This is a genomic window from Micromonospora sp. DT63, from assembly GCF_049841615.1.
Taxonomy (GTDB): Bacteria; Actinomycetota; Actinomycetes; order Mycobacteriales; family Micromonosporaceae; genus Micromonospora.
Genome location: NZ_JBNCKQ010000008.1, coordinates 78,208 through 101,495 on the forward strand (window position 1 = coordinate 78,208; position 23,288 = coordinate 101,495).

The 23,288-nt window shown below is 73.9% G+C and carries 18 protein-coding genes; 7 read left to right on the plus strand and 11 right to left on the minus strand.

Annotation, left to right across the window (positions count from 1 at the left end; genetic code table 11):
- Positions 1 to 6 precede the first annotated feature (6 nt).
- Complete coding sequence (hemE, locus tag ACLQ27_RS26265) at positions 7 to 1,104, minus strand: uroporphyrinogen decarboxylase (protein ID WP_357498552.1); 1,098 nt, start codon at positions 1,102 to 1,104, stop codon at positions 7 to 9.
- 149 nt (positions 1,105 to 1,253) lie between these two features.
- Between hemE and ACLQ27_RS26270 the strand changes: the two genes are divergently transcribed.
- Positions 1,254 to 1,826 carry a DUF3000 domain-containing protein gene (locus ACLQ27_RS26270; RefSeq protein WP_234591593.1) on the plus strand — a complete coding sequence of 191 codons (573 nt, stop codon included), beginning with the start codon at positions 1,254 to 1,256 and terminating at the stop codon, positions 1,824 to 1,826.
- 27 nt (positions 1,827 to 1,853) lie between these two features.
- Here ACLQ27_RS26270 and ACLQ27_RS26275 read toward each other — a convergent pair whose 3' ends face one another.
- On the minus strand, positions 1,854 to 2,774 hold the full coding sequence (locus tag ACLQ27_RS26275) for a hypothetical protein (RefSeq protein WP_425869164.1): 921 nt from the start codon (positions 2,772 to 2,774) through the stop codon (positions 1,854 to 1,856).
- A 198-nt stretch (positions 2,775 to 2,972) separates the two neighbouring features.
- Positions 2,973 to 4,388 (minus strand): trypsin-like peptidase domain-containing protein, encoded by a 1,416-nt coding sequence (locus ACLQ27_RS26280; protein WP_425869166.1) that lies wholly within the window; start codon positions 4,386 to 4,388, stop codon positions 2,973 to 2,975.
- A gap of 210 nt (positions 4,389 to 4,598) precedes the next feature.
- Here ACLQ27_RS26280 and ACLQ27_RS26285 point away from each other — a divergent pair, with 210 nt between their 5' ends.
- The 4 genes from ACLQ27_RS26285 (at position 4,599) to ACLQ27_RS26300 (ending at position 10,243) form a co-directional block, all read left to right on the plus strand.
- Positions 4,599 to 5,924 (plus strand): ribonuclease D, encoded by a 1,326-nt coding sequence (locus ACLQ27_RS26285; protein WP_425869168.1) that lies wholly within the window; start codon positions 4,599 to 4,601, stop codon positions 5,922 to 5,924.
- A 108-nt stretch (positions 5,925 to 6,032) separates the two neighbouring features.
- Positions 6,033 to 7,229 carry a thiolase family protein gene (locus ACLQ27_RS26290; RefSeq protein ID WP_354858147.1) on the plus strand — a complete coding sequence of 399 codons (1,197 nt, stop codon included), beginning with the start codon at positions 6,033 to 6,035 and terminating at the stop codon, positions 7,227 to 7,229.
- On the plus strand, positions 7,226 to 9,286 hold the full coding sequence (locus tag ACLQ27_RS26295) for a 3-hydroxyacyl-CoA dehydrogenase NAD-binding domain-containing protein (RefSeq protein WP_357575523.1): 2,061 nt from the start codon (positions 7,226 to 7,228) through the stop codon (positions 9,284 to 9,286). The genes ACLQ27_RS26290 and ACLQ27_RS26295 overlap by 4 nt, the downstream gene beginning before the upstream one ends.
- A gap of 249 nt (positions 9,287 to 9,535) precedes the next feature.
- Positions 9,536 to 10,243 carry a hypothetical protein gene (locus ACLQ27_RS26300; RefSeq protein WP_425869169.1) on the plus strand — a complete coding sequence of 236 codons (708 nt, stop codon included), beginning with the start codon at positions 9,536 to 9,538 and terminating at the stop codon, positions 10,241 to 10,243.
- Between the two features lie 67 nt (positions 10,244 to 10,310).
- Here the strand turns inward: ACLQ27_RS26300 and ACLQ27_RS26305 are convergent, their stop codons facing one another.
- The 6 genes from ACLQ27_RS26305 to ACLQ27_RS26330 form a co-directional block, all read right to left on the minus strand.
- Positions 10,311 to 10,733: a VOC family protein gene (locus tag ACLQ27_RS26305; RefSeq protein ID WP_234590807.1), complete on the minus strand. Its 423-nt coding sequence runs from the start codon at positions 10,731 to 10,733 to the stop codon at positions 10,311 to 10,313.
- Positions 10,730 to 11,152, minus strand: a complete 423-nt coding sequence (locus ACLQ27_RS26310; protein WP_357498538.1) for a VOC family protein — start codon at positions 11,150 to 11,152, stop codon at positions 10,730 to 10,732. The genes ACLQ27_RS26305 and ACLQ27_RS26310 overlap by 4 nt, the downstream gene beginning before the upstream one ends.
- A gap of 164 nt (positions 11,153 to 11,316) precedes the next feature.
- A complete protein-coding gene (locus ACLQ27_RS26315) occupies positions 11,317 to 12,498 on the minus strand; it encodes a sensor histidine kinase (protein WP_425869172.1) in 1,182 nt (393 codons plus the stop codon).
- A complete protein-coding gene (locus ACLQ27_RS26320; RefSeq protein WP_039907546.1) occupies positions 12,495 to 13,163 on the minus strand; it encodes a response regulator transcription factor in 669 nt (222 codons plus the stop codon). Before ACLQ27_RS26320 ends, ACLQ27_RS26315 begins: the two co-directional genes overlap by 4 nt.
- A gap of 85 nt (positions 13,164 to 13,248) precedes the next feature.
- Positions 13,249 to 14,544, minus strand: coding sequence for a PQQ-binding-like beta-propeller repeat protein (locus ACLQ27_RS26325; RefSeq protein WP_425869174.1), 1,296 nt, complete (start codon positions 14,542 to 14,544; stop codon positions 13,249 to 13,251).
- Positions 14,541 to 15,818 carry a PQQ-binding-like beta-propeller repeat protein gene (locus ACLQ27_RS26330; protein ID WP_357575520.1) on the minus strand — a complete coding sequence of 426 codons (1,278 nt, stop codon included), beginning with the start codon at positions 15,816 to 15,818 and terminating at the stop codon, positions 14,541 to 14,543. The genes ACLQ27_RS26325 and ACLQ27_RS26330 overlap by 4 nt, the downstream gene beginning before the upstream one ends.
- 113 nt (positions 15,819 to 15,931) lie before the next feature.
- Here ACLQ27_RS26330 and ACLQ27_RS26335 point away from each other — a divergent pair, with 113 nt between their 5' ends.
- A complete protein-coding gene (locus ACLQ27_RS26335; RefSeq protein ID WP_357575593.1) occupies positions 15,932 to 17,845 on the plus strand; it encodes a hypothetical protein in 1,914 nt (637 codons plus the stop codon).
- On the opposite strand, the gene ACLQ27_RS26340 is transcribed toward ACLQ27_RS26335, so the two are convergent.
- A complete protein-coding gene (locus ACLQ27_RS26340; protein ID WP_425869176.1) occupies positions 17,842 to 19,650 on the minus strand; it encodes a hypothetical protein in 1,809 nt (602 codons plus the stop codon). The genes ACLQ27_RS26335 and ACLQ27_RS26340 overlap by 4 nt on opposite strands.
- Positions 19,650 to 21,365: a hypothetical protein gene (locus ACLQ27_RS26345; RefSeq protein ID WP_425869347.1), complete on the minus strand. Its 1,716-nt coding sequence runs from the start codon at positions 21,363 to 21,365 to the stop codon at positions 19,650 to 19,652. Before ACLQ27_RS26345 ends, ACLQ27_RS26340 begins: the two co-directional genes overlap by 1 nt.
- A 611-nt stretch (positions 21,366 to 21,976) precedes the next feature.
- On the opposite strand from ACLQ27_RS26345, the gene ACLQ27_RS26350 reads away from it, so the two are divergent.
- Positions 21,977 to 23,176: a hypothetical protein gene (locus tag ACLQ27_RS26350; RefSeq protein WP_425869178.1), complete on the plus strand. Its 1,200-nt coding sequence runs from the start codon at positions 21,977 to 21,979 to the stop codon at positions 23,174 to 23,176.
- Positions 23,177 to 23,288 lie beyond the last annotated feature (112 nt).

The window sequence follows — 23,288 nt, forward strand, 5'->3', positions numbered from 1 at the left end:
GCCGTGTCAGCCCTGGTCGGCCCGGCGGCTGGAGACCTCGTGCACCAGCGCGACCACCCGGGTCAGCACGTCCGGGTCGGTCTCCGGCAGCACACCGTGGCCGAGGTTGAACACGTGCCCGGGAGCCGCCCGCCCCTGCGCCAAAATCCGGCGCACCTCGGCCTCCACCACCGGCCACGGCGCGAGCAGCACGGCTGGGTCCAGGTTGCCCTGCACCGCCTTGTCCGGGCCGATCCGGTGCGTGGCCACGTCCAGCGGGGTACGCCAGTCGACGCCGACCACGTCCGCGCCGGCCTCGCCCATCGCGCCGAGCAGCTCGGCGGTGCCCACCCCGAAGTGGATCCGCGGCACGCCCGCGGCGACGAGCCCGCTCAGCACCGCTGTCGAGTGCGGCAGCACGTAGCGGCGGTAGTCGGCCTCGGAGAGCGCGCCCGCCCACGAGTCGAACAGCTGCACGGCGGAGACGCCGGCCTCGATCTGCACCCGCAGGAAGGCCAATGTCACCTCGGACAACCGGCCGCAGAGCGCGTGCCACAGCTCGGGCTCGCCGTACATCAGGGCCTTGGTCTTCGCGTGGGTCCGCGACGGGCCGCCCTCGACCAGGTAGCTGGCCAGGGTGAACGGTGCGCCGGCGAAGCCGATCAGCGGGGTGTCGCCCAGCTCGACCACCAGCTGGCGGACGGCCTCGTCCACGTACGGGACGTCGTCGCGACCGATCGGGCGGATCCGCTCGATGTCGGCGGCGGTACGGATCGGCTCGGCCACCACCGGGCCGGTGCCCGGCACGATGTCCAGGTCGATCCCGGCCGCGGCGACCGGCACCACGATGTCGCTGAACAGGATGGCCGCGTCGACCCCGTGCCGGCGCACCGGCTGGAGGGTGATCTCGGCGACCAGCTCCGGGCGACGGCAGGACTCCAGCATCGGCACGCTGGCCCTGATCTCCCGGTACTCCGGCAGTGAGCGGCCGGCCTGGCGCATGAACCAGACCGGGGTGTGCGGCCCGGGCCGTCGCCGACAGGCCCGGATGAAGGGCGAGTCGGCCGGGCCGCCGGGGCGCGGCTGTCCGTCTCGGGCGGCAGTGCCCGTGGTGTCCGTGGTCATCGCCGCAATCGTGCCACGCCGCCCGACCCCAGCCCGCCGCGGGTGAACGGAAGGGGACGCACCTAACGTCCGTCGCGCCAGCGGTCGGTCGGGGTACGCGTCGGCGTGCCGTCGAAGCGGGTGGGCCGACGGCGGCATAGGCTGCCGACATGGCCCCCCCGATCGCGCTCCCGGAGACCTTCGCCCGCGCGGTCGCCGGGCTCCGGTCGCCGGCACCCCGACCGGAGATCACCCTCGAGGAGGTCGGCGCCCCCCAGCGGCTCGCGCCGTTCACGTTCGCGCTCGCCGCGACGGTGCTGCGCGACGGCGACGAGGTGGCCACCGGCCGGCTGATCCTGCTGCACGACCCGGCCGGGCACGAGGCCTGGCAGGGCACGCTGCGACTGGTCACCTACGTGACGGCGGAGTTGGAGGTCGACCTCGCCGCCGATCCGCTGCTCCCCGGGGTCGGCTGGACGTGGCTGACCGACGCCCTCGACACCCAGGACGCCTGTCACCGGGCGATCGGCGGGACCGTCACCCAGACCATGTCGACCCGGTTCGGCGACCTGGCCGGGCCACCGACGGCCGGCGACATCGAGATCCGCGCCTCCTGGACGCCGGTCGACGACGACCTCGCCCCACACCTGCTCGGCTGGTGCGCCCTGCTCGCCTCGACGGCCGGCCTGCCCCCACCCGGGGTCACCGCCCTGGCCGACCGCCGTCCGGCCGCCACCGCCTGAAACCACGGCGGCGGCCGGCACAACGGATCAGAGGTAGTTCTCCGCCTCGTCGCACACCTTGTCGAGGCCCTTCATCGCCGCGTCGTACGCGCCCTTGTTGCCGGCCGCCGCCGCACCCAGGGCGGTGGTCAGCTTGTCCAGGCAGCTCGCGATGACCTTCTTCTGCCGCGCCTGCTCGTCACGGTCGTTGCGGGTGCCGGTCAGGTCCTGCTCGGTGTTGTCGAGCTTGTCCTGCATCGTCTGCAGATCCGTCTTGAGCTTCGCGATCTCGGTGGTGTTGGCCGCGATGGTCCCGTCGCGCTGGCTGACCTGGCCGGTGAGGCGCTTCTCGGTCCGGTTCAGCTCGTTGTTCTTGGTCACGAACAGCCCGGTCATCACCCCGCTGACCACGAAGAGCAGCGCGGCCACCAGAGCCAGCACCAGCACCGCACGACCCCGCCGCGGGGCGGCGGGAGCGCCGTACGGCGCCATCCCGGGCGGACCCGACATGGGCTGCCCATACGCCGGGCCGGAGACCGGCGGCGCGGACATCGGCTGCCCGTACGCCGGCCCGGAAACCGGCGGCGCGGACATCGGCTGCCCGTACGCCGGCCCGGAGACCGGCGGCGCGGACATCGGCTGGCCGGCGTACGGCGGGGCGCTGGCCGGGTAGCCCGGCGTCTGCGGGGTGCCGTACTGCGGCGCGGCCTGACCCGGCGCGTACTGCTGCGGCGTGGGCTGGCCGGGCGCGTACTGCTGCTGCGGTGCCGGCTGGCCCGGCGCGTACTGCTGCGCCGGCGTGGGCTGGCCGGGCGCGTACTGCTGCGGCGCGGGCTGCCCGGCCGGGTACCGCACGGTCGGGTCGGTGCCGGCCGCGTGCTGCACCGTGGCGTCGGGGTCGGGCGAGCCGGCCGGCGGCGTGGGGGTGGCGGGCGGGAAACCCTCCGGCCCGGTCGGTGGCTGGGACATGTTCTTCCTCCAGGTGAGCAGGTCCTCCGCCGGTAGGCGCGACGGACCAGGTGCAGCGGCGGGATCGTCCGGGACCGAGGACCCGGATGGGTCGGAGACGGCCGGGAAGGCCGTCGGTGACGCGAGCGGCCGGAGAGGCCGTCGGTGGCGCGAGCGGCCGGGAAGGCCGTGGGTGGCGCGAGCGGCCGGAGCCGCCGGTCAGCAGATCTTGAACCCGTCGCAGGCGACCTTGATCGGGATGGCGAGCCCGATGCCCTCGGCGTCACGAGCCTTGGCGGTGGCGATGCCGACCACCTGCTTGCTGCCGTTGATCACCGGACCGCCGGAGTTACCGGGGTTGATCGGAGCGTCGAACTGGATGGCCGGCCCGGAGCTGCCCTGCGCGGCGCGCAACGCGCTCACCACACCGGTCGTGACGCTGTCCTCCAGGCCGAGCGGAGCACCGACGACGATGATCTGCTGGCCGGACTTCACGGCGCTGGGCGCGGTGACCAGGCCGGTGAACTTGCCGGTCGCCCGCAGGTGCGCCACGTCGTTGGCCTTGTCGACCTTGACGATGGTGGCCGGGAAGCGCTGGTCCGTGCGCTCCAGGAAGACCTGTCGGCCGCCGCTCTCCCAGATCGACTCGACGACGTGGAAGTTGGTGAACAGGTTGGTGCCGCCACCGGCGGCCGGCTTGCCCACCGCGAACGCGGTGCCGGTGAACTGGCCGGCCCGCACCCGAAAGACGCTGGGCAGCACGGCGCTGGCCACCGCCTCGGGGTTGAACGCGGCCCCGGCCTGCTTCTCCAGCGCGTCGGTGCGCTGTTCCAGGCCGTCGAGGCGCGTGCCGTCGCCGTCCTGGGCCTGGGCCAGCCGGCGGTCGGTGGCGGCGAGCCGGTCGCCGAGGCGGTTGAGCTGGTACGCCTGCAGGCCGGCCACGGCGGCCAGCACGACGACGAGCAGCGTGGCGAGCGCCATCGGCCAACGGCGCCGGGTGGGTCGCGCGGGCGGGGTGGCGCCCGGCCAGGCGGGCTGGCCGGGGTGAGTCGCGGTCGGGAACGGCGGCGCGCTGGCCAGGTCACCGGCGGGCGGATAGCCGCCCGCGCCGTAGGCCGTGGGAGCGCCTGGGGTGTACGGACCGGCGCCGTACGGCGCGGGACCGGCCGCGTGCGGCGCCGGCCCGGCCGCGTACGGCGCGGCACTGCCGTGTCCAGCGGCGACGCCCGGTCCAGCGGTCGTGCCGTGCGCAGCCGGCGTGCCGTACGCAGTCGGCGTGCCCTGTGCAGTCGGCGTGCCCTGTGCAGCCGGCGTGCCCTGCGCAGCGGCGGTGCCGTGTGCAGTTCCGGTGCCCGGTGCGGCGGCCGTGGTGTGTGGGCCGGCCGGCACGGGCCCCTGGGGCGCCGCGCCCCACTGGCCGGCGTTCGGCGGGGCCGCCCAGCCGGCGCGGGGCGCCGGGACGGCGGCGGTGGTCTCGCCACCGGGGCCCGGGGCACCGTGCCAGGTGGCACCGACCTCCGGGTGCGGTTCGATGCGCGGCGGCAGAGGGCCCGGCCGTTCGGCCGCCCGCCCGCTCACGTCGTCAGGCTCGGCGCCCGTTGGCCGTGCGTCCCCCGCACCGAAGCCAGCCGTCATGATCGTCTTGCCCTTCCCCGTGGTCGTGCGCTTGCGGCCACGGCCCAGGATCACCCGAACGGGGGCCGGCGGCTCGATGGACCGTACCTGCGCGAAAGGGCTTTGTCTCCCCCGATGTCCGGCATCCGAAAGGACACCTTGCGGACACCTGACCGACACACGCCGGACCGGCTGCACACGCCGGATCACGGCGCGCACTAGGGTTGGCAGGTGACCGACGAACCACCCCTGCGCCGTCGGCCCACCGAAGAACTCCCGGGACACGCACCCCAGCAGCCGCCGTCGGCCCAGCCGCAGCCGGCGGGCGAGGGGCCCGACCCGACCGACGGTGGGCCCGTTCCGCTGACCGCCCCCCGCGACGGCACCCCTGATCCGGTGACCACACAGGCCGAGCTCGCCGAGGTCGTGGCCCGGTTCGCGGCGGGCACCGGCCCGGTTGCCCTGGACGCCGAGCGTGCTTCGGGCTACCGCTACAGCCAACGCGCGTACCTGGTGCAGCTGCGCCGCGAGGGCGCCGGCACCGTGCTGATCGACCCGCTGCCGCTGCCCGACCTCAGCGCGCTGGACGCGGTGATCGGCGAGGCCGAGTGGGTGCTCCACGCGGCCAGTCAGGATCTGCCGTGCCTGGCCGAGGTGGGGCTGCGTCCACGCCGGTTGTTCGACACGGAACTGGCCGCTCGGCTGGCCGGGTTCGAGCGGGTCGGCCTGGCCGCGCTGACCGAGCAGCTACTCGGATTCACCCTGGAGAAGCATCACTCGGCGGCCGACTGGTCGAGTCGGCCTCTGCCCGAGTCGTGGCTGACCTACGCGGCGCTCGACGTGGAGATGCTCACCGACCTCCGGGACGCGCTCGACGCCGAGCTGACCCGGCAGGGCAAGTCGGCCTGGGCCGCCGAGGAGTTCGCCGCCCTGGTCCGGACGGGCGCGCGGCCGCCCCGGGTCCGCGCGGAACCCTGGCGGCGCACGTCGGGCATCCACCGGGTGCGCGGGGCGCGGGCCCAGGCCCGGGTCCGCTCGTTGTGGTATGCCCGGGACCAGATCGCGGCCCGGCGGGACGCCGCGCCCGGCCGGGTGCTGCCCGACTCGGCCATCGTCGCCGCCGCCGAGCTGGACCCGAAGGACGAGAAGACCCTGCTGACGCTGCCCGGCTTCGGCGGCCGGTCGGTCCGTCGGCTGGCCCGCACCTGGCTGGCCGCGCTGGACGTCGCCCGGGAGCTGCCGGACGACGCGCTTCCGGTCACCCCGGCGGTGGAGGGCCCACCACCGCCGCACCGGTGGGCCGAGCGGGACCCGGTGGCGGCGGGTCGGCTGGCCCGCTGCCGGGAGGTGGTGGTCCGCATCGCGGGCGAGCACAACCTGCCCCCGGAAAATCTGATCACCCCGGATTCGGTACGCCGTCTGGCGTGGAGCCCGCCGGAGGAGGTCACCGAGGACACGGTGGCGGAGACCCTGCGCGGCTTCAACGCCCGCGAGTGGCAGATCGCCCTGCTGACCGCCGAGCTGACCCGGGCCCTGTCCCCCAACCCCATCCCCTGACCCGTCCCCGCCTCCCGGTGTGGGGTGTGCCACAGCGGGGGCGGGCGGCAGGTTGGTTACTGGCGAGTAGCATCCGGGGTACCGTGCCCGTTCGGCTAGGAGGCTCAAGTGCCCCGTGAAGTTCGGGATGTCGTCTTCGTCGACGGCGTCCGTACCCCGTTCGGCAAGGCGGGTGGCATGTACGCCAACACCCGCGCCGACGACCTGGTGATCCGCTGCATCCGTGAACTGCTGCGCCGCAACCCGCAGCTGCCGCCGGAGCGGGTCGAGGAGGTCGCCATCGCGGCCACCACCCAGATCGGTGACCAGGGCCTCACCATCGGCCGCACCGCCGCGCTGCTGGCCGGTCTGCCCAAGACCGTTCCCGGCTTCGCGATCGACCGGATGTGCGCCGGCGCGATGACCGCCGTGACCACGGTCGCGAGCGGCATCGCCATGGGCGCGTACGACGTCGCCATCGCCGGCGGCGTCGAGCACATGGGCCGTCACCCGATGGGTGAGGGCGTCGACCCCAACCCGCGCATCATCGCGGAGAAGCTGGTGGACCCGTCGGCGCTAGTCATGGGCGCCACGGCGGAGAACCTGCACGACCTCGTCCCGCACATCACCAAGGAGCGCACCGACGCGTTCGCGCTCGCCTCGCAGCAGAAGACGGCGAAGGCGTACGCCAACGGCAAGCTCCAGGACGACCTGGTGCCGGTGGCCATCCGCGACGCCGAGGGCGGCTGGGGTCTGGCCGGCGTGGACGAGGCTCCCCGCGACACGTCGCTGGAGAAGCTGGCCACCCTGAAGACCCCGTTCCGCCCGCACGGGAAGGTCACCGCGGGCAACGCGGCGGGCCTGAACGACGGCGCCACCGCGAGCCTGCTCGCCGACGAGGCCACCGCCCGCGAGCTGGGCCTGCCGATCGCCATGCGGCTGGTGTCGTTCGGCTTCGTCGGCGTGGAGCCGGAGGTGATGGGCGTCGGCCCGATCCCGTCGACGGAGAAGGCCCTGCGCCTCGCCGGCCTGACGATCGACGACATCGGCCTGTTCGAGCTGAACGAGGCGTTCGCCGTGCAGGTGCTCGCGTTCCTCGACCACTTCGGCATCGCCGACGACGACCCGCGGGTCAACCCGTGGGGTGGCGCCATCGCCATCGGCCACCCCCTCGCCTCGTCCGGCGTACGGCTGATGACGCAGCTGGCCCGCCAGTTCGCCGAGCACCCCGAGGTCCGCTACGGCGTCACCGCGATGTGCATCGGCATCGGCATGGGCGGCACGGTCATCTGGGAGAACCCGCACTGGACGGAGGGCGACAAGTGAAGGCGCCAAACGAGGTCGTCACCCGGGCGCTGCTGCGCTCGGTGACCGTGCCGGGGCTGGACCGTCCCGCCGCCCTGATCACCCTGGACAACGGCTTCGACCACACCAAGCCGAACACCTTCGGCCCGGCCGGTCTGACCAGTCTGGACGAGGCCATCACGGCCGCGCTCGCCGCCGACCCGGCGTTCATCGCGGTCACCGGCAAGCCGTACATCTTCTGTGTGGGCGCGGACATCGTCGGCTTGCCGCAGCTCGCCGACCGCGCGCAGGCGCTGGAGATCGGCCGGCTCGGCCACCGGGTCTTCGCCCGGCTCAAGGACAGCAGCGTCCCCACGTTCGCGTTCGTCAACGGCGCGGCAATGGGCGGCGGCCTGGAGTTGGCGCTGCACTGCCACTACCGGACGCTGTCCGGCGGTGCGGCGGCGCTCGCCCTGCCCGAGGTCTCCCTCGGTCTGGTGCCCGGCTGGGGCGGCACCCAACTGCTGCCGAACCTGATCGGCATCCCCGCCGCCACCCAGGTGATCATCCAGAACCCGCTCATGCAGAACAAGATGCTCAAGCCGAAGCAGGCTGCCGAGATGGGCATCGCGGACGTGCTGCTGGAGCCGGCCGATTTCCTGGAGCGGTCCCTGGAATGGGCCGCCGGTGTGGTGCGGGGTCAGGTCACCGTGACCCGGCCCGAGGTCGACAAGGACATGTGGGCGGGCGTGCTCTACTTCGCCCGGGAGACGCTGAACCAGCGGCTGCACGGCGCGGTTCCGGCCGCGTACAAGGCCCTGGACCTGCTGGAGACGGCGAAGGACGGCGACTTCGCCGCCGGCACCGCCGCCGAGGACGAGGCCCTCGCTGACCTGGTCTTCTCCGAGGAGCTGCGCAGCGGCCTGTACGCGTTCGACCTGGTGCAGCGGCGGGCCAAGCGGCCGGCCGGCGCACCGGACAAGGGCCTGGCCCGCCCGGTCACCAAGGTCGGCATCGTCGGCGCCGGCCTGATGGCCAGCCAGCTGGCGCTGCTGTTCGCCCGCCGCCTCCAGGTGCCGGTCGTCATGAGCGACCTGGACCAGGCCCGGGTGGACAAGGGCGTCGGCTACGTACACACCCAGATCGAGAAGGCCGTCACCAAGGGCCGGATGGACAAGGGCACGGCCGCCAAGCTGTACGGCCTGGTCAGCGGCACTGTCGACAAGGGCGCCTTCGCGGACGCCGACTTCGTCATCGAGGCGGTCTTCGAGGACCTGGGCGTCAAGAAGCAGGTCTGGGCCGAGCTGGAGAAGATCGTCTCCCCGGAGGCGGTGCTCGCCACCAACACCAGCTCGCTGTCCATCACCGAGATGGCCGCCGAGCTGGAGCACCCGGAGCGGGTGGTCGGCTTCCACTTCTTCAACCCGGTGGCCGTGCTGCCGCTGCTGGAGATCGTCCGGGGCGAGCGGACCGACGACGCCACCCTCGCCACCGCGTTCGCGGTCGGCAAGCAGCTCAAGAAGTCGAGCGTGCTGGTCTCCGACGCCCCGGCGTTCGTGGTGAACCGGCTGCTCACCCGCTTCCTGGGCACCGTCTTCGCCGCCGTGGACGCCGGCACGCCGCTGGACGTGGCGAACAGCGCACTGGACCCGCTGGGCCTGCCGATGCGCCCGCTCGCCCTGCTTCAGCTGGTCGGGCCGGCAGTGGCGTACCACGTGGGCGGCACCCTGCACGCCGCGTTCCCGGACCGGTTCGGGGTCAGCGAGAACCTCAAGCGGATCGCCGACTCGGGCCAGCCGATCGTGGTCGACGACCAGGTGAACGACGAGGTGGCCAAGCTGCTCGTGGTCGGTGACCAGCCGCTGACCGCCGAGCAGGTACGCCAGAACGCGCTCGACGCGCTCGCGCAGGAGATCCGGCTGATGCTGGACGAGGGCGTGGTCGCCGAGGCGCAGGACATCGACCTGTGCATGATCCTGGGCGCCGGTTGGCCGTTCCACCTGGGCGGCGTCACGCCGTACCTGGACCGGACCGGCACCAGCGAGCGGGTCACCGGCCGGCGGTTCCTGCCGCTCGGAGCGGCGAGCCTGCCCGCCTGACACGTCCCCAGCACCACCGTCGCGGTGGCCGGACCGTCCCTCGTGGACCGGGCCGGCCACCGCGCTCGTTGGTGGCCGGCCACGGCGTGTGCCGGGCCTGGGCTGAGGCAACGCCGGGGCGGTCGTCGGGTTACGATCACGCGCTTTGCACACCCATCCTGGAGCTGACTGATGTCCCAGCCGCCGGCCAACCCATTCGGCCCGCCGCACGATTCCCCTCACCCGCCGCAGCAGCCGGGCCAGCCGGCCGTGCCGCAGCAGCCGGGCCAGCCGCAGCAGCCCGGCGGTTGGCCGCCGCCGCAGCAGGGCTTCGGGCCGGCTCAGCCGGGCCAGCCGTACGGCGACCCGAACCAGTTCGGCGGCCCGCCGCCGGCGAAGAAGTCGAACGTCGGCAAGATCATCCTGATCGTGCTGGCCGTGGTGCTCGTGCTCTGCCTCGGCGGCGCGGCGATCACCTGGTTCGCGGTCAAGGACGAGGTGGGCGACGTCGTCGACGCCACCAAGACCCGGGTGGTCGCGCCGGCCACCCTCGCCGGCCGGGCGAAGAACACCGACCCGCAGTTGCAGTCGGTCGCCGACCAGATGGTCACCTCAATGAAGGCCGAGGTGCAGAACGAGACCAGCACGATCGGCGCGTTCTACGGTGACCCGGCCAAGCAGGACCTGATCATGGTCACGGCGGTGTCCGGCGTGATGGCCGACCCGAAGAAGGAACTGGACGAGGCCGTCACCGGGCTCTCCAGCGAGCTGTCGGTGACCAACATGGCGGTGGTCGAGGCGGGCCCGCTGGGCGGTGACGCGCGCTGCGGCGACGGCAAGACCGAGGGTGTGCCGCTCGGCGTCTGCGTCTGGGCCGACCGGGGCAGCGTGGGCCTGGTGGTCATGTACTTCAAGTCGGCCGAGGAGACGAAGGCCGAGTTCGTCACCATCCGGGGTCAGATCGAGCAGCGCTCCTGACCCGTGCACGACCGGGGCCCCGGCCACCTCAGGGTGGTCGGGGCCCCTGCCGTACCGCACCGATCGCTCAGGAGACCGGTTCGGCGTCACCCGTCGCCGCGACGACAGCCGGTGACGCGGCCCGCTCGGCCGCGCTGCGCAGCACGCAGAACTCGTTGCCCTCCGGGTCGGCGAGCACCACCCAGCCCGAGCCGTCCGGGCGGATCTGGTCGGCGACGTGCACCGCGCCGATGCCGAGCAGCCGCTCGACCTCGTCGGCCCGCGACCGGTCGGCCGGCTCCAGGTCCAGGTGCAGTCGATTCTTCACCGCCTTGCCCTCGGGCACGGCGATGAACAGCACCTCCGGCCCGCCCGGCGGCAGCAGCATCGCCTCCGGGTCGCCCGGGAAGTCGTCGGGCTGCCGGGGGCAGTCGAAGACCTGCGACCAGAAGCCGGCCAGGGCGTACGTGTCGCGACAGTCGAAGCTGATGTTGTGGATCGTCGAACTCACTGTTGGTCCTCCGAAGTGGTGGTGACGACACGTTCCCTGGCGCTGCGCAGCACGCAGAACTCGTTGCCCTCCGGGTCGGCGAGCACCGCCCAGCCCGTGCCGTCGGCATGCCGACGGTCGGCGACCATCGTGGCGCCGAGGCCGAGCACCCGCTCGATCTCCTCGTCGCGGGTCCGGTCGACAGGTTCCAGGCAGATGTGCTGCCGGTTCTTGGTCACCTTGTCGTCGGGCACCGCCTGGAAGAACAGGTTCGGGGTGGCCTCGTCCGGCGGCAGCAGGACCGCCTCCGGATCACCCGGGGCGTCCTCGCCGTGCCGGGCGTAGCCGAGCACCGCCGACCAGAAGCCGGCCAGGGAGTACGTGTCGTGGCAGTCGAAACTGATGTTGCGGATCCGTGGATACACGGGTGGTCCCTCCATGGTCGGATGGGGACGCTCCGCTGCCCGGGGTCAGCCGGCGAAGACCCGGGGTGCGGAGCCCTGAATGGTGGACATCGACGCACCCCCTTTCGCTCTCGAGCTGACGTGGGTGATCTTGCCATCGGGCGAGCGCCGTCCGCAACCCTCGCGGCCGCGCCGACCGCTCAGCCGGCAGCGGGCACCGGGCCGGTCACCGCCGGGGCGTCCGCGGTCGGCAGGGTGACGGTCACCTCCAGGCCGCCGCCGGGCTGGGCGATCACCCGGACGGTGCCGCCGTGTGCCTGGCAGACCGCCCGGACGATGGACAGGCCCAGGCCGGAGCCGCGCGCCCCGGTGCGTTCCCGGCCGCCGCGCCGGAACGGCTCGAACAGCCCGGGCACGTCGGCCTGGTCGACCTCGAACCCGGTGTTGCCCACGACCAGCCACGAGCGGTCGCCGTCGGTGCCGGTACGCACCCAGAGCCGACCGTGCAGGTGGTTGTAGCGGACGGCGTTCTCGATCAGGTTGCCGGCCAGCCGGTCGAGCAGACCCGGATCGCCGACCACCGGCGCGGATTCCAGCGACGTCTGCACGCGCAGGCCGATCCGCTCGACCTCGCGGCGCATCGCGGACAGCGCGTTGGCGGTGCCCGCCGCGAGGTCGCACTCGGTGCGCCGGCCGAGGCGCCGCCCGGCCTGCGCCTCGCTGCGGGCCAGCACCAGCAGGGCGTCCACCAGGCTGTTCGCCCGCTCCGAGGCGTCCCGGACGACTGTCGCCATCCGGCGGTACTCGGCGGCGTCCGCGTCGTCGTCGCTGAGCGTCACGTCGATCTCGGTCCGCATGACGGCGAGCGGGGTCCGCAGCTCGTGCGAGGCGTTGGCCACGAAGCGCTTCTGCGCCTCGAACGCGGACGCGATCCGGTCCAGCATCGCGTCGAACGTCTTGGCCAACTCGGCGACCTCGTCGTCCGCGCCCGAGTAGCCGATCCGCTGGTCCAGCGTCGCCTCACCGAGTCGCTGTGCGGTCGCGGTGACCTGGTGCAGGGGTCGCAGCGCCCGGCCGGCCACGGCGTACGCGCCGGCCACCCCGACCACGCTGATCGCCAACAGCGCGACCAGGCCCTTGGCCAGCAGCTCCCCGGAGGCGGCGTCGACCAGCTCCCGCTGCCACTGGGCGGCGTCCATCCGCCCACCGTCGGAGAGCAGCACCGTCGTGCCGGGCAGCAGCTCGTCGGTGGGCCGCAGCGCGTCCCGGACCAGCAGCCAGGCCAGCAGCACCAGGATCGCGCCAGCGCCGACCAGCAGCACTCCGTTGAGCAGCGTCAGCCGCAACCGCAGGGTGGGTCGCAACCGCCCCGGCCGGCTCACGGCAGGACCTCGGCCGTGCGGTAACCCGCCCCCACCACCGTCTCGATCAGCGGCGGGTCGCCGAGCTTGCGGCGCAGCGTCATGACTGTCACCCGGACGATGGTGGTGAACGGGTCGGTGTTGGCGTCCCACACCCGCTCCAACAACTCCTCGCTGGACACCACCGCGCCCCGGGCCTTGAGCAGCTCACTGAGCACGCCGAACTCCTTGTTCGTCAGGTCCATCGGCACACCGGCGCGGGTCGCGACCCGACGGGCCGGATCGAGCACCAGGTCCGCCAGTTCGAGAACCGGCGGCGCGGCCGGGGTGGCCCGCCGACCCAGCGCCTGCACCCGGGCGACCAACTCGTCGAACGCGAACGGCTTGGGCAGGTAGTCGTCCGCCCCGAGCTGCAACCCCTCCACCCGGTCGGCCACGGTGCCGCTCGCGGTAAGCATCAGCACACGGGTCAGCGCCCCGGAGGCGGCGAGGTCGGCGCAGATCTGGTCGCCGTGCACGCCGGGCAGGTCGCGGTCGAGCACCACCACGTCGTACCGGGTGACGAACGCCGCCTCGTGGCCGGCGTCGCCGTCGTACGCCACGTCCACCGCCATGCCCCGCTTGCGCAACCCGCGCGCGATCGCGTCGGCGAGGTTGCGTTCGTCCTCCACCACCAGTACCCGCATCCCGGCCTCCTCGCTGCTGACCACCGACAACCTAGTGCCGGCGGGCAACAATCCTCCCTCGGCGCCCGGACCGACCCGCCGATGGTCAGCGGGGCAACCGCCACAGCCCGTACGCGCTGTCGCGCCGCCGGCAGAGCAGCCGCCCGGTGAGGGCCTGACAGTCCCCGGTCGCGTCCCGCAACACGTCGAGCGTCCGTGCCTGGCCACCGGTGACGTCCAGCTCGGCGACGAGCAGACCCCCGTCGGGATGGCGGCGTACGCCGATCAGCGGGCCGCCGCGGGCGAACTGCGCCAGCTCCCACCGACCCAGCTCGGCCAGCACCCGGCCGGTCGGTGGGTCGAGCACGACGATCTCCTCCGCACCCGGCCCGGCGCTGCTCACCGTGGTGGCCACCAGCCGGCCGGCGTAGGGCCAGACCCACCCCCAGCGGTCGCTCGCCCAGAGGTCCCGACCGGTGGCGGCGTCGAGCGCCCGCAGCCCGCCGGAGCGGGTCTGCACGCAGATGACGACGCCGCAGTCCGACGCGTACAGCGCCTCGCCGGCAGGCACGCGCCACCGCTGGCGCAGGTCGTCGAGCCTGTACGCGGTGGTCGTGGCCGTCGCGCCACCGATGGTGAGCAGCAGGTCGTCCGCGAGTTGCACCGACACGCCGGACGCACCCCCGCCGGCGTCGAGGTCAGCGCGGGCCAGCACCGCGCCGGTGGTCGGGTCGCGGACCTCGGTCGCCCCGCGCAGGCGGACGACGAGCAGGCGGTCCACCCCGTGCTCGCCGTCGCGGAGGACGAACATGCCGCCGGGGCTGATCGGCAGCTGCCAGCGCACGGTCCCGCAGCACAGGTCGACCCCGCGCAGGGTGTCCCCCTGGTCGTCGCCGGCGGTGGACCACATGAGGAGGTTGCCGTCGGGAAGCGCGGCGGCGTTGCCGGGCTGCTGCCAGCGGTACGTTCCGGTCCGGCGGTCCAGCGCGATCGTGAGCGTCCCCTGATTGTCCGGGCCGACCTCGTGGCCGGTGACCAGCAGCGTCTCGCCCTGCTGCGCGACCCCCCAGTACCGGCCCTCGGTCGGCAACGGCACCTGCCACGCCGGCTCGCCGCCGGGCAGCCGGGTCGCGGTGAGCCGCCGTTGCCCCGTCCCGCCGAGCGGCTCGACGAGGACGAAGAGGTCGTCGGTGACCAGCGCCTCGGCGCCGAGTTCTGCCGGCAGCGTCAGCACCTCGCGCCTGTTGAACGGCCCCGAACCGGCGAGGCCGGCGAGCACCAGCAGCAGAACCAGCGCGCAGCGCAGGGGCCGTTGCCGCGCCAGCGGCGGGCGGGGCAGCCGGATCGGGTCGGGGTCCGGCCCGTGCCGCAGCTCCCCGAGGTCGATCACCGGACCGCTCACCGGGACAACCGCCACAGGGCGCTCGAGCCGTCGAGGCGGCGGCAGAGCAGGACGGGCAACGCCACCTGGCACCCCCCGACCACGCCCGGGAGCACGTCCAGGAGTCGCGTCCGGCCGGCGCTGAGGTCCAGCTCGGCGACGACGAGCCGGCCGTCGGGGGTCGGCCGTACGCCGATCAGTGGGTCGTCGCGGCGCAGCTGGTCCACCAGCTGCCACCGGCCCAGCTCCGCGCGTTCCCGCCCGGTCCGGGCGTCCCGCACCGCGTACCGCTGCTCGGGCGTGGTCACCAGCAGCATGTCCCGCCGGACGTCGACCAACGTGTCCGGCCCGGGGTCCGACCAGCGAACGGCGCCGGTGGCGGGGTCGATGGCCTGGATGGCGCCGGTCTGCTGGACGGTGCAGAGCAGATCTGCGCACGGCACCGCCCAGGCCACCAGCGGCAGCGAGGACGTCCACACCTGCTCCAGTCCGGGCAGCCGGAAGGCGACCAGCCCGGTGCTGCCGGGCGGAACGAGCAGCACGAGGTCGTCCACCACCTGCACCCGCTGGAACGCCGACCGGGCACCGGGCAACGTGTCCACACTGCCCACCAGGTCGCCGCTGCCGGCGTCGTAAACCTGCAGCTCGCCGGTCGGCTGGACGAACACGATCTGGTCGACCTGGTTGACCGGTCCGTGGTAGGCGGGGCTGCCGGACGCGATGGGCACCGACCAGAGCACACGGCCGGTGTCGGGCGCCACCCGGGTCACCGTGCCCGGCCCGTCGCCCAGGTCGTTCGCGAGGAGCAGGCCCCCGTCGGCCGTTCGTTGGGCGATCCCCGGCTGGCGCCAGCGCCGCTGACCCGTCCCGGCGTCGAAGGCGGTGGTCTCCAGCACCCCGTCAGCGGTGCTGGCACCCACCGCCAGCAGCATCCCGCGGTCGGCCCAGACCGCCAGGAAGTCACCGCTGCGTTCCAGCGGTGCGCGCCACCGGCGCCGCACGGTGTCCCCGACCCTCGGCCCGGGACGGCTGTACGCGGTCAGGTACCTGTCGCCGACGGGCGTCGACGTGTCGACAACGACGACGGCGTCCTCGGTGAGGTACACCGAGGCGCCCGGCGAGGCCGGCACCGACGTCACGATCCGTTGCCGCACCGGGGTCGCGCCGGCCAGCGTGACGAGGGCCAGCAGCAGCACCGCCGAGCTGCGCAGCCGGCGGCCGGCGGCGCGCGGTCGACGGACCGTCGGCCGCGATTCGGGCTCGTCCCGGACCTCGCCCAGCTCGATGATCGACAAAGATGGTCCCTCCATCACCGGCGGGGTCGGCCGGGGGCCCGGCAAACCGGCCGGGGGCGTACCGGCCCGGCAAAAGCGACGCATCCTCGCCTGTACGATGGCGCGTCGTGGCTGTGCCGGTGGTAGACCCCTCGTTGAATCCCGTGACCGACGCCGAACTGGCCGAGGTCGAGCCGACACGGCGACCTCGACGCCGTCCGGCCCGAGCCGACCTGTTGGCCCTCGGAGCCTATGTGGTGCTGGGCGTCTTCGTCTGCCTCCATTACTGGGGGGACGTGTCCGGTCGGGTGTCCTCGCACCTGCCCACCGACCACAGCTGGTTCGAGTGGCTGTTCGCGCACGGCGCGTACTCGGTGCGGCACCTGGAGAACCCGCTGTTCACGGCCCGGCAGAACGCCCCGGACGGGGTGAACATGATGGCCAACACCTCGCTGCTCGGGGTGACCCTGCCGCTGTCGCCACTGACGATGCTGGTCGGCCCCCAGGTCACGTACGCGCTCTACCTGGGTGGCGCGCTGGCGGCCACCGCCGGCACCGCCTACTGGATGCTCTCGCGGCACCTGGTGCGCTCCCGGGCGGCGGCCTTCGTCGGCGGGGCGTTCCTCGGCTTCGCACCGGGCATCATCCACCACGCCAACGGCCAGCCCAACTTCGTGTCCAACTTCCTGCTGCCGTTGATCGTGGTGCGGGTGCTGCGGATGGGCGAGCCGGGCCGGTGGCGGCGCAACGGGCTGGTGCTCGGGGTGCTGGTGACCTACCAGATCTTCATCAACGAGGAGATGCTGCTGCTCACGGCGCTGGCCTGCCTGGTCGTCGTGCTGGCGTACGCGGTGCAGCGGCCACGGGCGACGCGCGCCGCGGCCGGGACGTTCCTGGCCGGGCTGGGCGTCGCCGGTGGGCTGGCCCTGCTGCTGGCGGCGTACCCGATCTGGTTCCAGTTCAACGGTCCGCAGTCCTACCGCGGTTTGCAGGGCGGCGTCTTCCACAACTGGGGCGAGGACCTGGTCGCCTTCGTGACCTTCGCCCGCGACACCTGGGCGGGCGATCCGGCGGTCGAGCAGACGATCGGCATGACCGAGCAGAACACCTGGTTCGGTTGGCCGCTGGTGCTGCTCTCGGTGGTGGCCCTCGTGCTACTGGTGCGCCGTTCGCTGGCCGCCCGGATCGTCGCGGTGCTGATCGTGGTCTTCACGGTGGCCTCGATCGGGCCACGGGTGCGCTTCGACGGGGTGGAGACCGGGGTGCGCGGCCCCTGGTCGTACGTGCCGGACGACCTGCCCCTGGTCGAGATGATGATGCCGACCCGGTTGACCCTGGTGGTCGCCGCTGCGGTGGGCGTACTGCTGGCGCTGACCTGGGACGCCGCGGCCCGCCACGGCCGTCCGGTGGCCGCGCCGGCCCGCGTGCCGGCCCCGCGCGCCGGAGAGCCGGCGACCGCCGCAGAGGCGGCGACGTCCGACGACCAGGGCGTCACCGCGCCGGTCGCGACGCGACGCCGGTGGCTGCGCCCACTGGGGTACGCGGCGGTCACCCTCGCCCTGCTGCCGCTCTTTCCCCGGCCGCTGCCCGCCCAGCAGATCGACCCGCCGCCGCACTTCATCACCGCCGGCGGCTGGCGGCCGTACGTGCCCCAGGGCCGGACCCTCGTGCCGGTGCCGATCCCGAGCAACGTGCACGGCCTGCCCACGCTGCGCTGGAGTGCCCTGACCGGGCAGGAGTTCCCCGTCCCGGGCGGCTACTTCATCGGCCCCAACGAGCTGGGCGAGGGCGTCTTCGGCGCACCGAACCGGCCCACCAGCAGCCTCATCTACTCCACGATGGACGCCGGCGCGGTCCCCGTCCTCACCGACGAGAACCGCCGCCAGGCCGTCGAGGACCTCCGGTTCTGGCGAGCGTCGGTGGTGGTGCTCGGCGCCCACCCGCGCGAGGCGGTGCTGCGCGAACTGGTCACCGCCCTGATCGGGCCACCGCAGCGCGTCGACGACGTCTGGGTCTGGGACGTCCGCGCGCTGGTTGATCAGCGCTAGCCGACCAACGTCCGGACGTCCCACGCCCACCCGCCGTCGACCGGGCGGCCGGGGCCGAGCAGTTCCTCGACGGTCCGGCGGACCGGTTCGTCGTGCGTCGACCGGCCGAGCACCACCACGGCGGCCCGCCAGTGCCGCAGGTCGTCGACGGCCTGACGGCGGTCGGCCTCGGTGAGCACCGGCACCGTGCCGGTCTCGGCGACCCGGCGCAGCAGCACGGCGGTCGGCAGGTCCGGGGCGCCCCAGCGGGCCGCCGGGTCGTCCGGGCCGCTCGGTCCGATGAAGTACCCGCCCGGGGCGCGGAACGCCAGGCCGGTGCGGGCCGACCAGAGCATCACCGGGCTCAGCGCGGCGCCGGTCACCGGGGGCACCGCCACCACGGTCCGTCCCGGAGGCACCACCTGCCGCCACCCGCCGTCGGCGACGAACCCCGGCACCGGCGCGACCGGCACCGCCCGGATCGGCGTCGGCGTCAGGGGCAGCAGCGCGGCGGCCACCGCGCCCGCCCCCAGCAGTCGTACCGGCAGTCCCGGCACGGTCGGTGACCGGCGGGCCGCCCGCACCCGGTCCACGAAGAGCGCCACCAGGACACCCAGCACCGGCACGCAGACCAGCGCGAACCGGGCCGGCACCGCGAGGTCGAGCAGCGGCAGCCCCGCGACCAGCCGGTACGGCCCCGCGACGCCTGTGGCATTGCCGTCCACCCGCAGGTCGGTGCCGAGCGACAGCAGGGCGAAGACGATGCCGCAGCCGGCCAGCGCGCGGATCAGCGGCCGTCGCCACAGCCAGATCACGGTGACCACGGCGAGCACCAGCAGGCCGGGGCCGAAGAACGAGTTCTCCTCGGTGGGGTTCGGTGCGAGCAGCCCGGGTAGCCAGTCGTCTCCGAGCACGGTCTGCCGGGCCGACGCGGTGAACGACGCGGCGTCGAGCTGGAAGCCGTGCGCGGCGAAGGCCATTCCGGTGTAGTGCTGCGGCCCGTGGAACTGGAACCACAGGGGGTACGCCAGCAGCGTCACCGCCACCACGGCCGCCACGGCGAGCCGGCCGAGCAGGGCCGGCGCGAGCCGGCGGGCCGCGGCCCGGTCGGCGAGGGCGTAGCCGAGCGCGAACACCCCGGCGGCGAGCGCCAGGAAGACGAGCACCTCCTCGCCGATGAACACCTGCCACACGAGCAGCAGCCCGAGGCCGACACCGGGCCGCCACACCCCGCGCGGGCTCGACCCGGAACGGAACACCAGGGCGAGGATCGCCGGTAGCAGGAACTGGGCGGCCACGTGCAGATGCGCCCCGGCCTGGGCGATCATCCCGGGGGCGAAGCCACAGACCAGGCCCCCGAGCGCCGCCGCGCAGCGGGCGGTGACCAGTCGACGGCGCAGCAGCGCGTACCAGGCTGTGGCGGTGCCGGCGAGGCAGCAGACCACCGCCACGCAGAACGCCGCCTGCGAGCCGAACAGCAGCGTCACCGGGGCCAGCGGGACACCGAGGCCGAGCACCGAGGTGTTGGCCATCAGGTTGACGCCGTCGGGCGCGTTCAGGGCGGTGCTGTAGAGCGGGTTCTCCCCCGCGACGACGGCGTGCGCCGCGTGGGCCAGCATCCACTCGAAGAGCACCTGGTCGCCGGCCTGGTGGAACAGCCGGTCGGGGCGGCCCCACTGGGTGCCGGTCAGCAGCACCGCGAGCCCCAGGTAGCCGGCGATGACCACCGCGTCCGGGAGCCACGCCGGCCGGGGTCGGCGCGCGGTCGGCGGACCGAGCGTCGCTGCCGCCGTCTCCGCCGGCGACGACGTCGTTCCCGTGGACATCAGACCGAGCGGTCGGTAAGCGTCCGAACGTCCCACACCCAGACGTCCAGCTCCTGCCGGCCGGGGCCGACCAGCTCCTCGACGGTACGCCGCAGCGGTTCGACGTGCTGCTGACGGACCGGCAGCACCAGGATCGCCGCGTGCCAGTGCCGCAGCTCGTCGGTGAAGCGCCGACGCTGCCGGTCGTCCAGCTTGGGGGTCCGGCCGGTGGTCGCGACCTCCTCCAGCAGCTGGCCCACCCCGCTGGGCCGGCCGCCGAACCGACCGGGGTCACCGGTGTTGCCGTTGCGGGGGGCGAGGAAGTAGCCACCCGGGATCTTGAAGTCGAGGTTGGTGGCGGCCGCCCAGCGCATGCCGTGCGTGTTGCCCATGCTGGGCACCGGGATCGGCACGAGCGTCTGGTCCGGGCCGACGTACTGCCGCCAGCGGTCGGCGGTGATGAACTCCGGCACCGGCGGCCGGGAGACCATCCGCAGCGGCATCGGGGCGATCGGCAGCAGCGCGAACGCCAGGCCGGCGGCGGTGAGCGTCCGGACGGTACGCCGGTCGGCCGGGCGCAGCGCCCAGGCCCGCTCGACGGCGAGCGCGAGCAGCAGACCGATGAGCACCGTGGTGATCAGGCCGAACCGGGTCGGCACGACCGCGTCCAGCAGGGGCAGGTGCACCAGCAGTTCCCACGGCCCGGTGATCAGCTCCCGGTCCCACCAGGAGATCCGCTCGCCGAGGGAGAGCAGGGCGAAGAAGCCACCGGTCGCGGCGAGCGCCCGCACGACCATCTCCCGACGCAGCCACACCACGACGGCGACGGCGAGCAGCGACAGGCTCCACCCGAAGAAGGCGTTCTCCTCGGAGTAGTTCGGGGCCAGGTTGACGTTGGCCCGCTGGTTGCCGCCGAGGGTGGCCGAGCCGGGGGCGAAGAAGGCGGCGATGTCGTTGCCGTAGTCCTGCACGGCGTCGCTGAGCCCGTGGTACGCCATCGGCCCGGCGAACTGCACGTACAGCGGGTACGCCAACAGCGCCCCGGCCAGCAGCGCGCACGCGGCCAGGCCGGCGGCCAGCGGTCGCCACGCCGCCCGCCAGCGGGCCGGTTCCTGCGCCACCACCGCGAGCAGGAAGATCCCGCAGGCCAGCGCCGTGAAGAGCAGGATCTCCTCGTTGATGAACGCCTGGGCGGTGACGAGCAGGGCCAGCAGGGCGCCGTCGAGGACCGGCCGGCGCGAGCGGGTGAGCACCAGCACCCGCCAGACGATGAACGGCAGCAGGAACTGACTGATGATGTTGGGGTGCCAACTGGCGTGCGAGAGCATCGCCGGGGAGAACCCGCAGAACCAGCCGCCCGCCGCGGCGGCGAGCGGCGTACGCACGACGTGGCGGCGGAGCATGAGATACCACGCCATCGCGGTGCCGGCGAGGCCGAGCGTCACCAGCACCACGAAGGACACCGCCGGCCCGAACAGCAGGGTCACCGGCACCATCGGGATACCCAGCGCCAGTACCGCCGTGTTGGCCATCAGGTTGACGCCGTCGGGATAGTTGAACTGCTCGGTGTAGAACGGATATTCGCCGTGCAGCACCACCCGCACCGAGTGGGCGAGGAAGAACTGCACCTGGGCCGGGTCTCCGGTGTAGAGCGACGCCACCCGGCCGGCCGGGTCCAGCCAGATCCGGCTGGTCACCCAGAGCGCGGCGACCAGGAACAACGCGCCGACCGCCAGGTGCTGCCGCCGCCGGGTCCAGCGGGCCCACCGACGTCGGCGCGGCCCGGCGGTCCCCTCGTCGCCGTCGCCCTGGGCAGGTACGCCGGCCGGGGCGACCTCGACGGGCACGCCGGCCGGGGTGGCAGTGGCCGGCGGCGCCGGCGAGGTCTCGACCGCCGGTGGGGCTTCGGCCGGCGCTGGCGGTGGGGCTTCGGCCGGCACTGGCGGGGTCTCGACCGGCGCTGCCGGTGGGGCTTCGGCCGGCGCGGCGGCGACCGCCGTCGTGGCGGGCTCGGGCTCGCGCCCAACGGTGCGCACGCGGGCGCCGGCATGGGAGGCCGGAGCGGCGGTGCCGCCGGGAGCGCCGACGGCCCTGGCCCGGGAAGCGGTGGGAGTGTGGTGGCTCACTGTCTCGTCGGGGCCGGCCGCCTCCGGGTGCGGCGCGGACAGGGCGCGGGACTCGGCAGGCGTCACAGTCGGCGGAGTCTACCCGAGCGGCGAAAAGGCACTAAAGCCCCGGTGACGTCCATTGTGGTGGGTGCGGGACCGGCCAGCGGCGGCGTCGCGTCGGACATCTCGTACTATGGCGCTTTCCCACAACGACGGCGAGGCGATCGGGGGCGGATCAGGTGACTCCGGGCCGCCGGCACGGCAGGGCGCTCAGCGTCCTGCTGACCGCGCTGTTGACCGCCACCGCGTGCGGTCCCGTCGCGGAGCGCACGCCCCGCGACCTGCGGGTGGGGTACGACAGCCTCGACGGCACGCTGGCCGTGTGGCCGCCCCGGGGCGACCTGGCCGGTGACGCGGCGGCGACGGCGGCGGTCACCAGGGCCGTCCGGGACTGGCGCTCACCGGCCGACGACCGGGCGCACCTGCCCTCGTCCGGCATCCTCTTCTCGGGGCGGGTCGACGGGGCGCCGGTGGCCCTGGTCGCGGCCGACGTGCCCGGCGAGAGCGCGTCCTGGCTGCTGCAACTCGCCGGCGACGGCGGCCGGTACGCGATCGCCCGCGCCACCGAGTACACCGACCCCGGCTACCTGGTCTACTCCGACGTGCTGCCGGTGCAGACGGCCGGTGGTCGGCGCTATCTGGTCTCCGCCCGCGTGCAGCAGCTGCTCGGCCCGCAGGGCCGGGCGCTGACCGTCGCCGACGGCCTCAGCGCCCCGGTCGACGTGCCGGCCTGCACGGCGGTCGGCGTGACGGCGACCCTGCGGGCCACCGAGTCGCTGCCCCGTGGGCGGGCCGCCGACCGGCTGCTGGACCTGGGCACCGGCACGACCGACCCGCGCTATCCGCTGGTCCGTGACGAGTCCGGCGCGGGCCGGCGGGCGCTCACCGGCCTGGACACCTGCGTGCTGGCCGGCGAGCGGGGTCCGTTCGGCAGCATCCCGCGCCGGATCGGCGACCGGGACGCGCCGAAGTCGGTGCCGACGTCCTGGCCGATGGCGAAGCTCTCGGTCCGCTCACTCGGCGAGGTGGCTCTGGGCGGTGGCGAGCCGGCCGAGTTGCAGCAGCTCAGCTGGGACACCGACGCCGGCATGATGACCGCTGTCGTCTACCGGCCGGCGGACGGGAGCGCGCCGGTGGTCTCGCCGGCCGACCGTGCCACGCCGTTGCAGACGTACCAGCTGCCGGTGCCCGGCCAGCCCCTGGTGGTGCTCAGCTGGCGGGCCACCCGGGACAGCTCCCTCTCGGTGCCGCCGGGCACCCCGCTGCTGGTGGAGCGCCCCGGCCTGGTGGTCGTCCCCGAGCCGGACAGCACCCAGACCTACAGCCTGGCCAACACCGACAAGACCCACTACCGCTCGGTAAGCCCCCGCTCCCGCTAACCCCCACACCCCCCAACCGGTCGATCATGAGCTGGTGGTGGGCGTTGAATACCTATCCGCCCTTTTTGCCAGGGACCACAACTCCATGATCGACCGGGCAGGGGTATGGCGG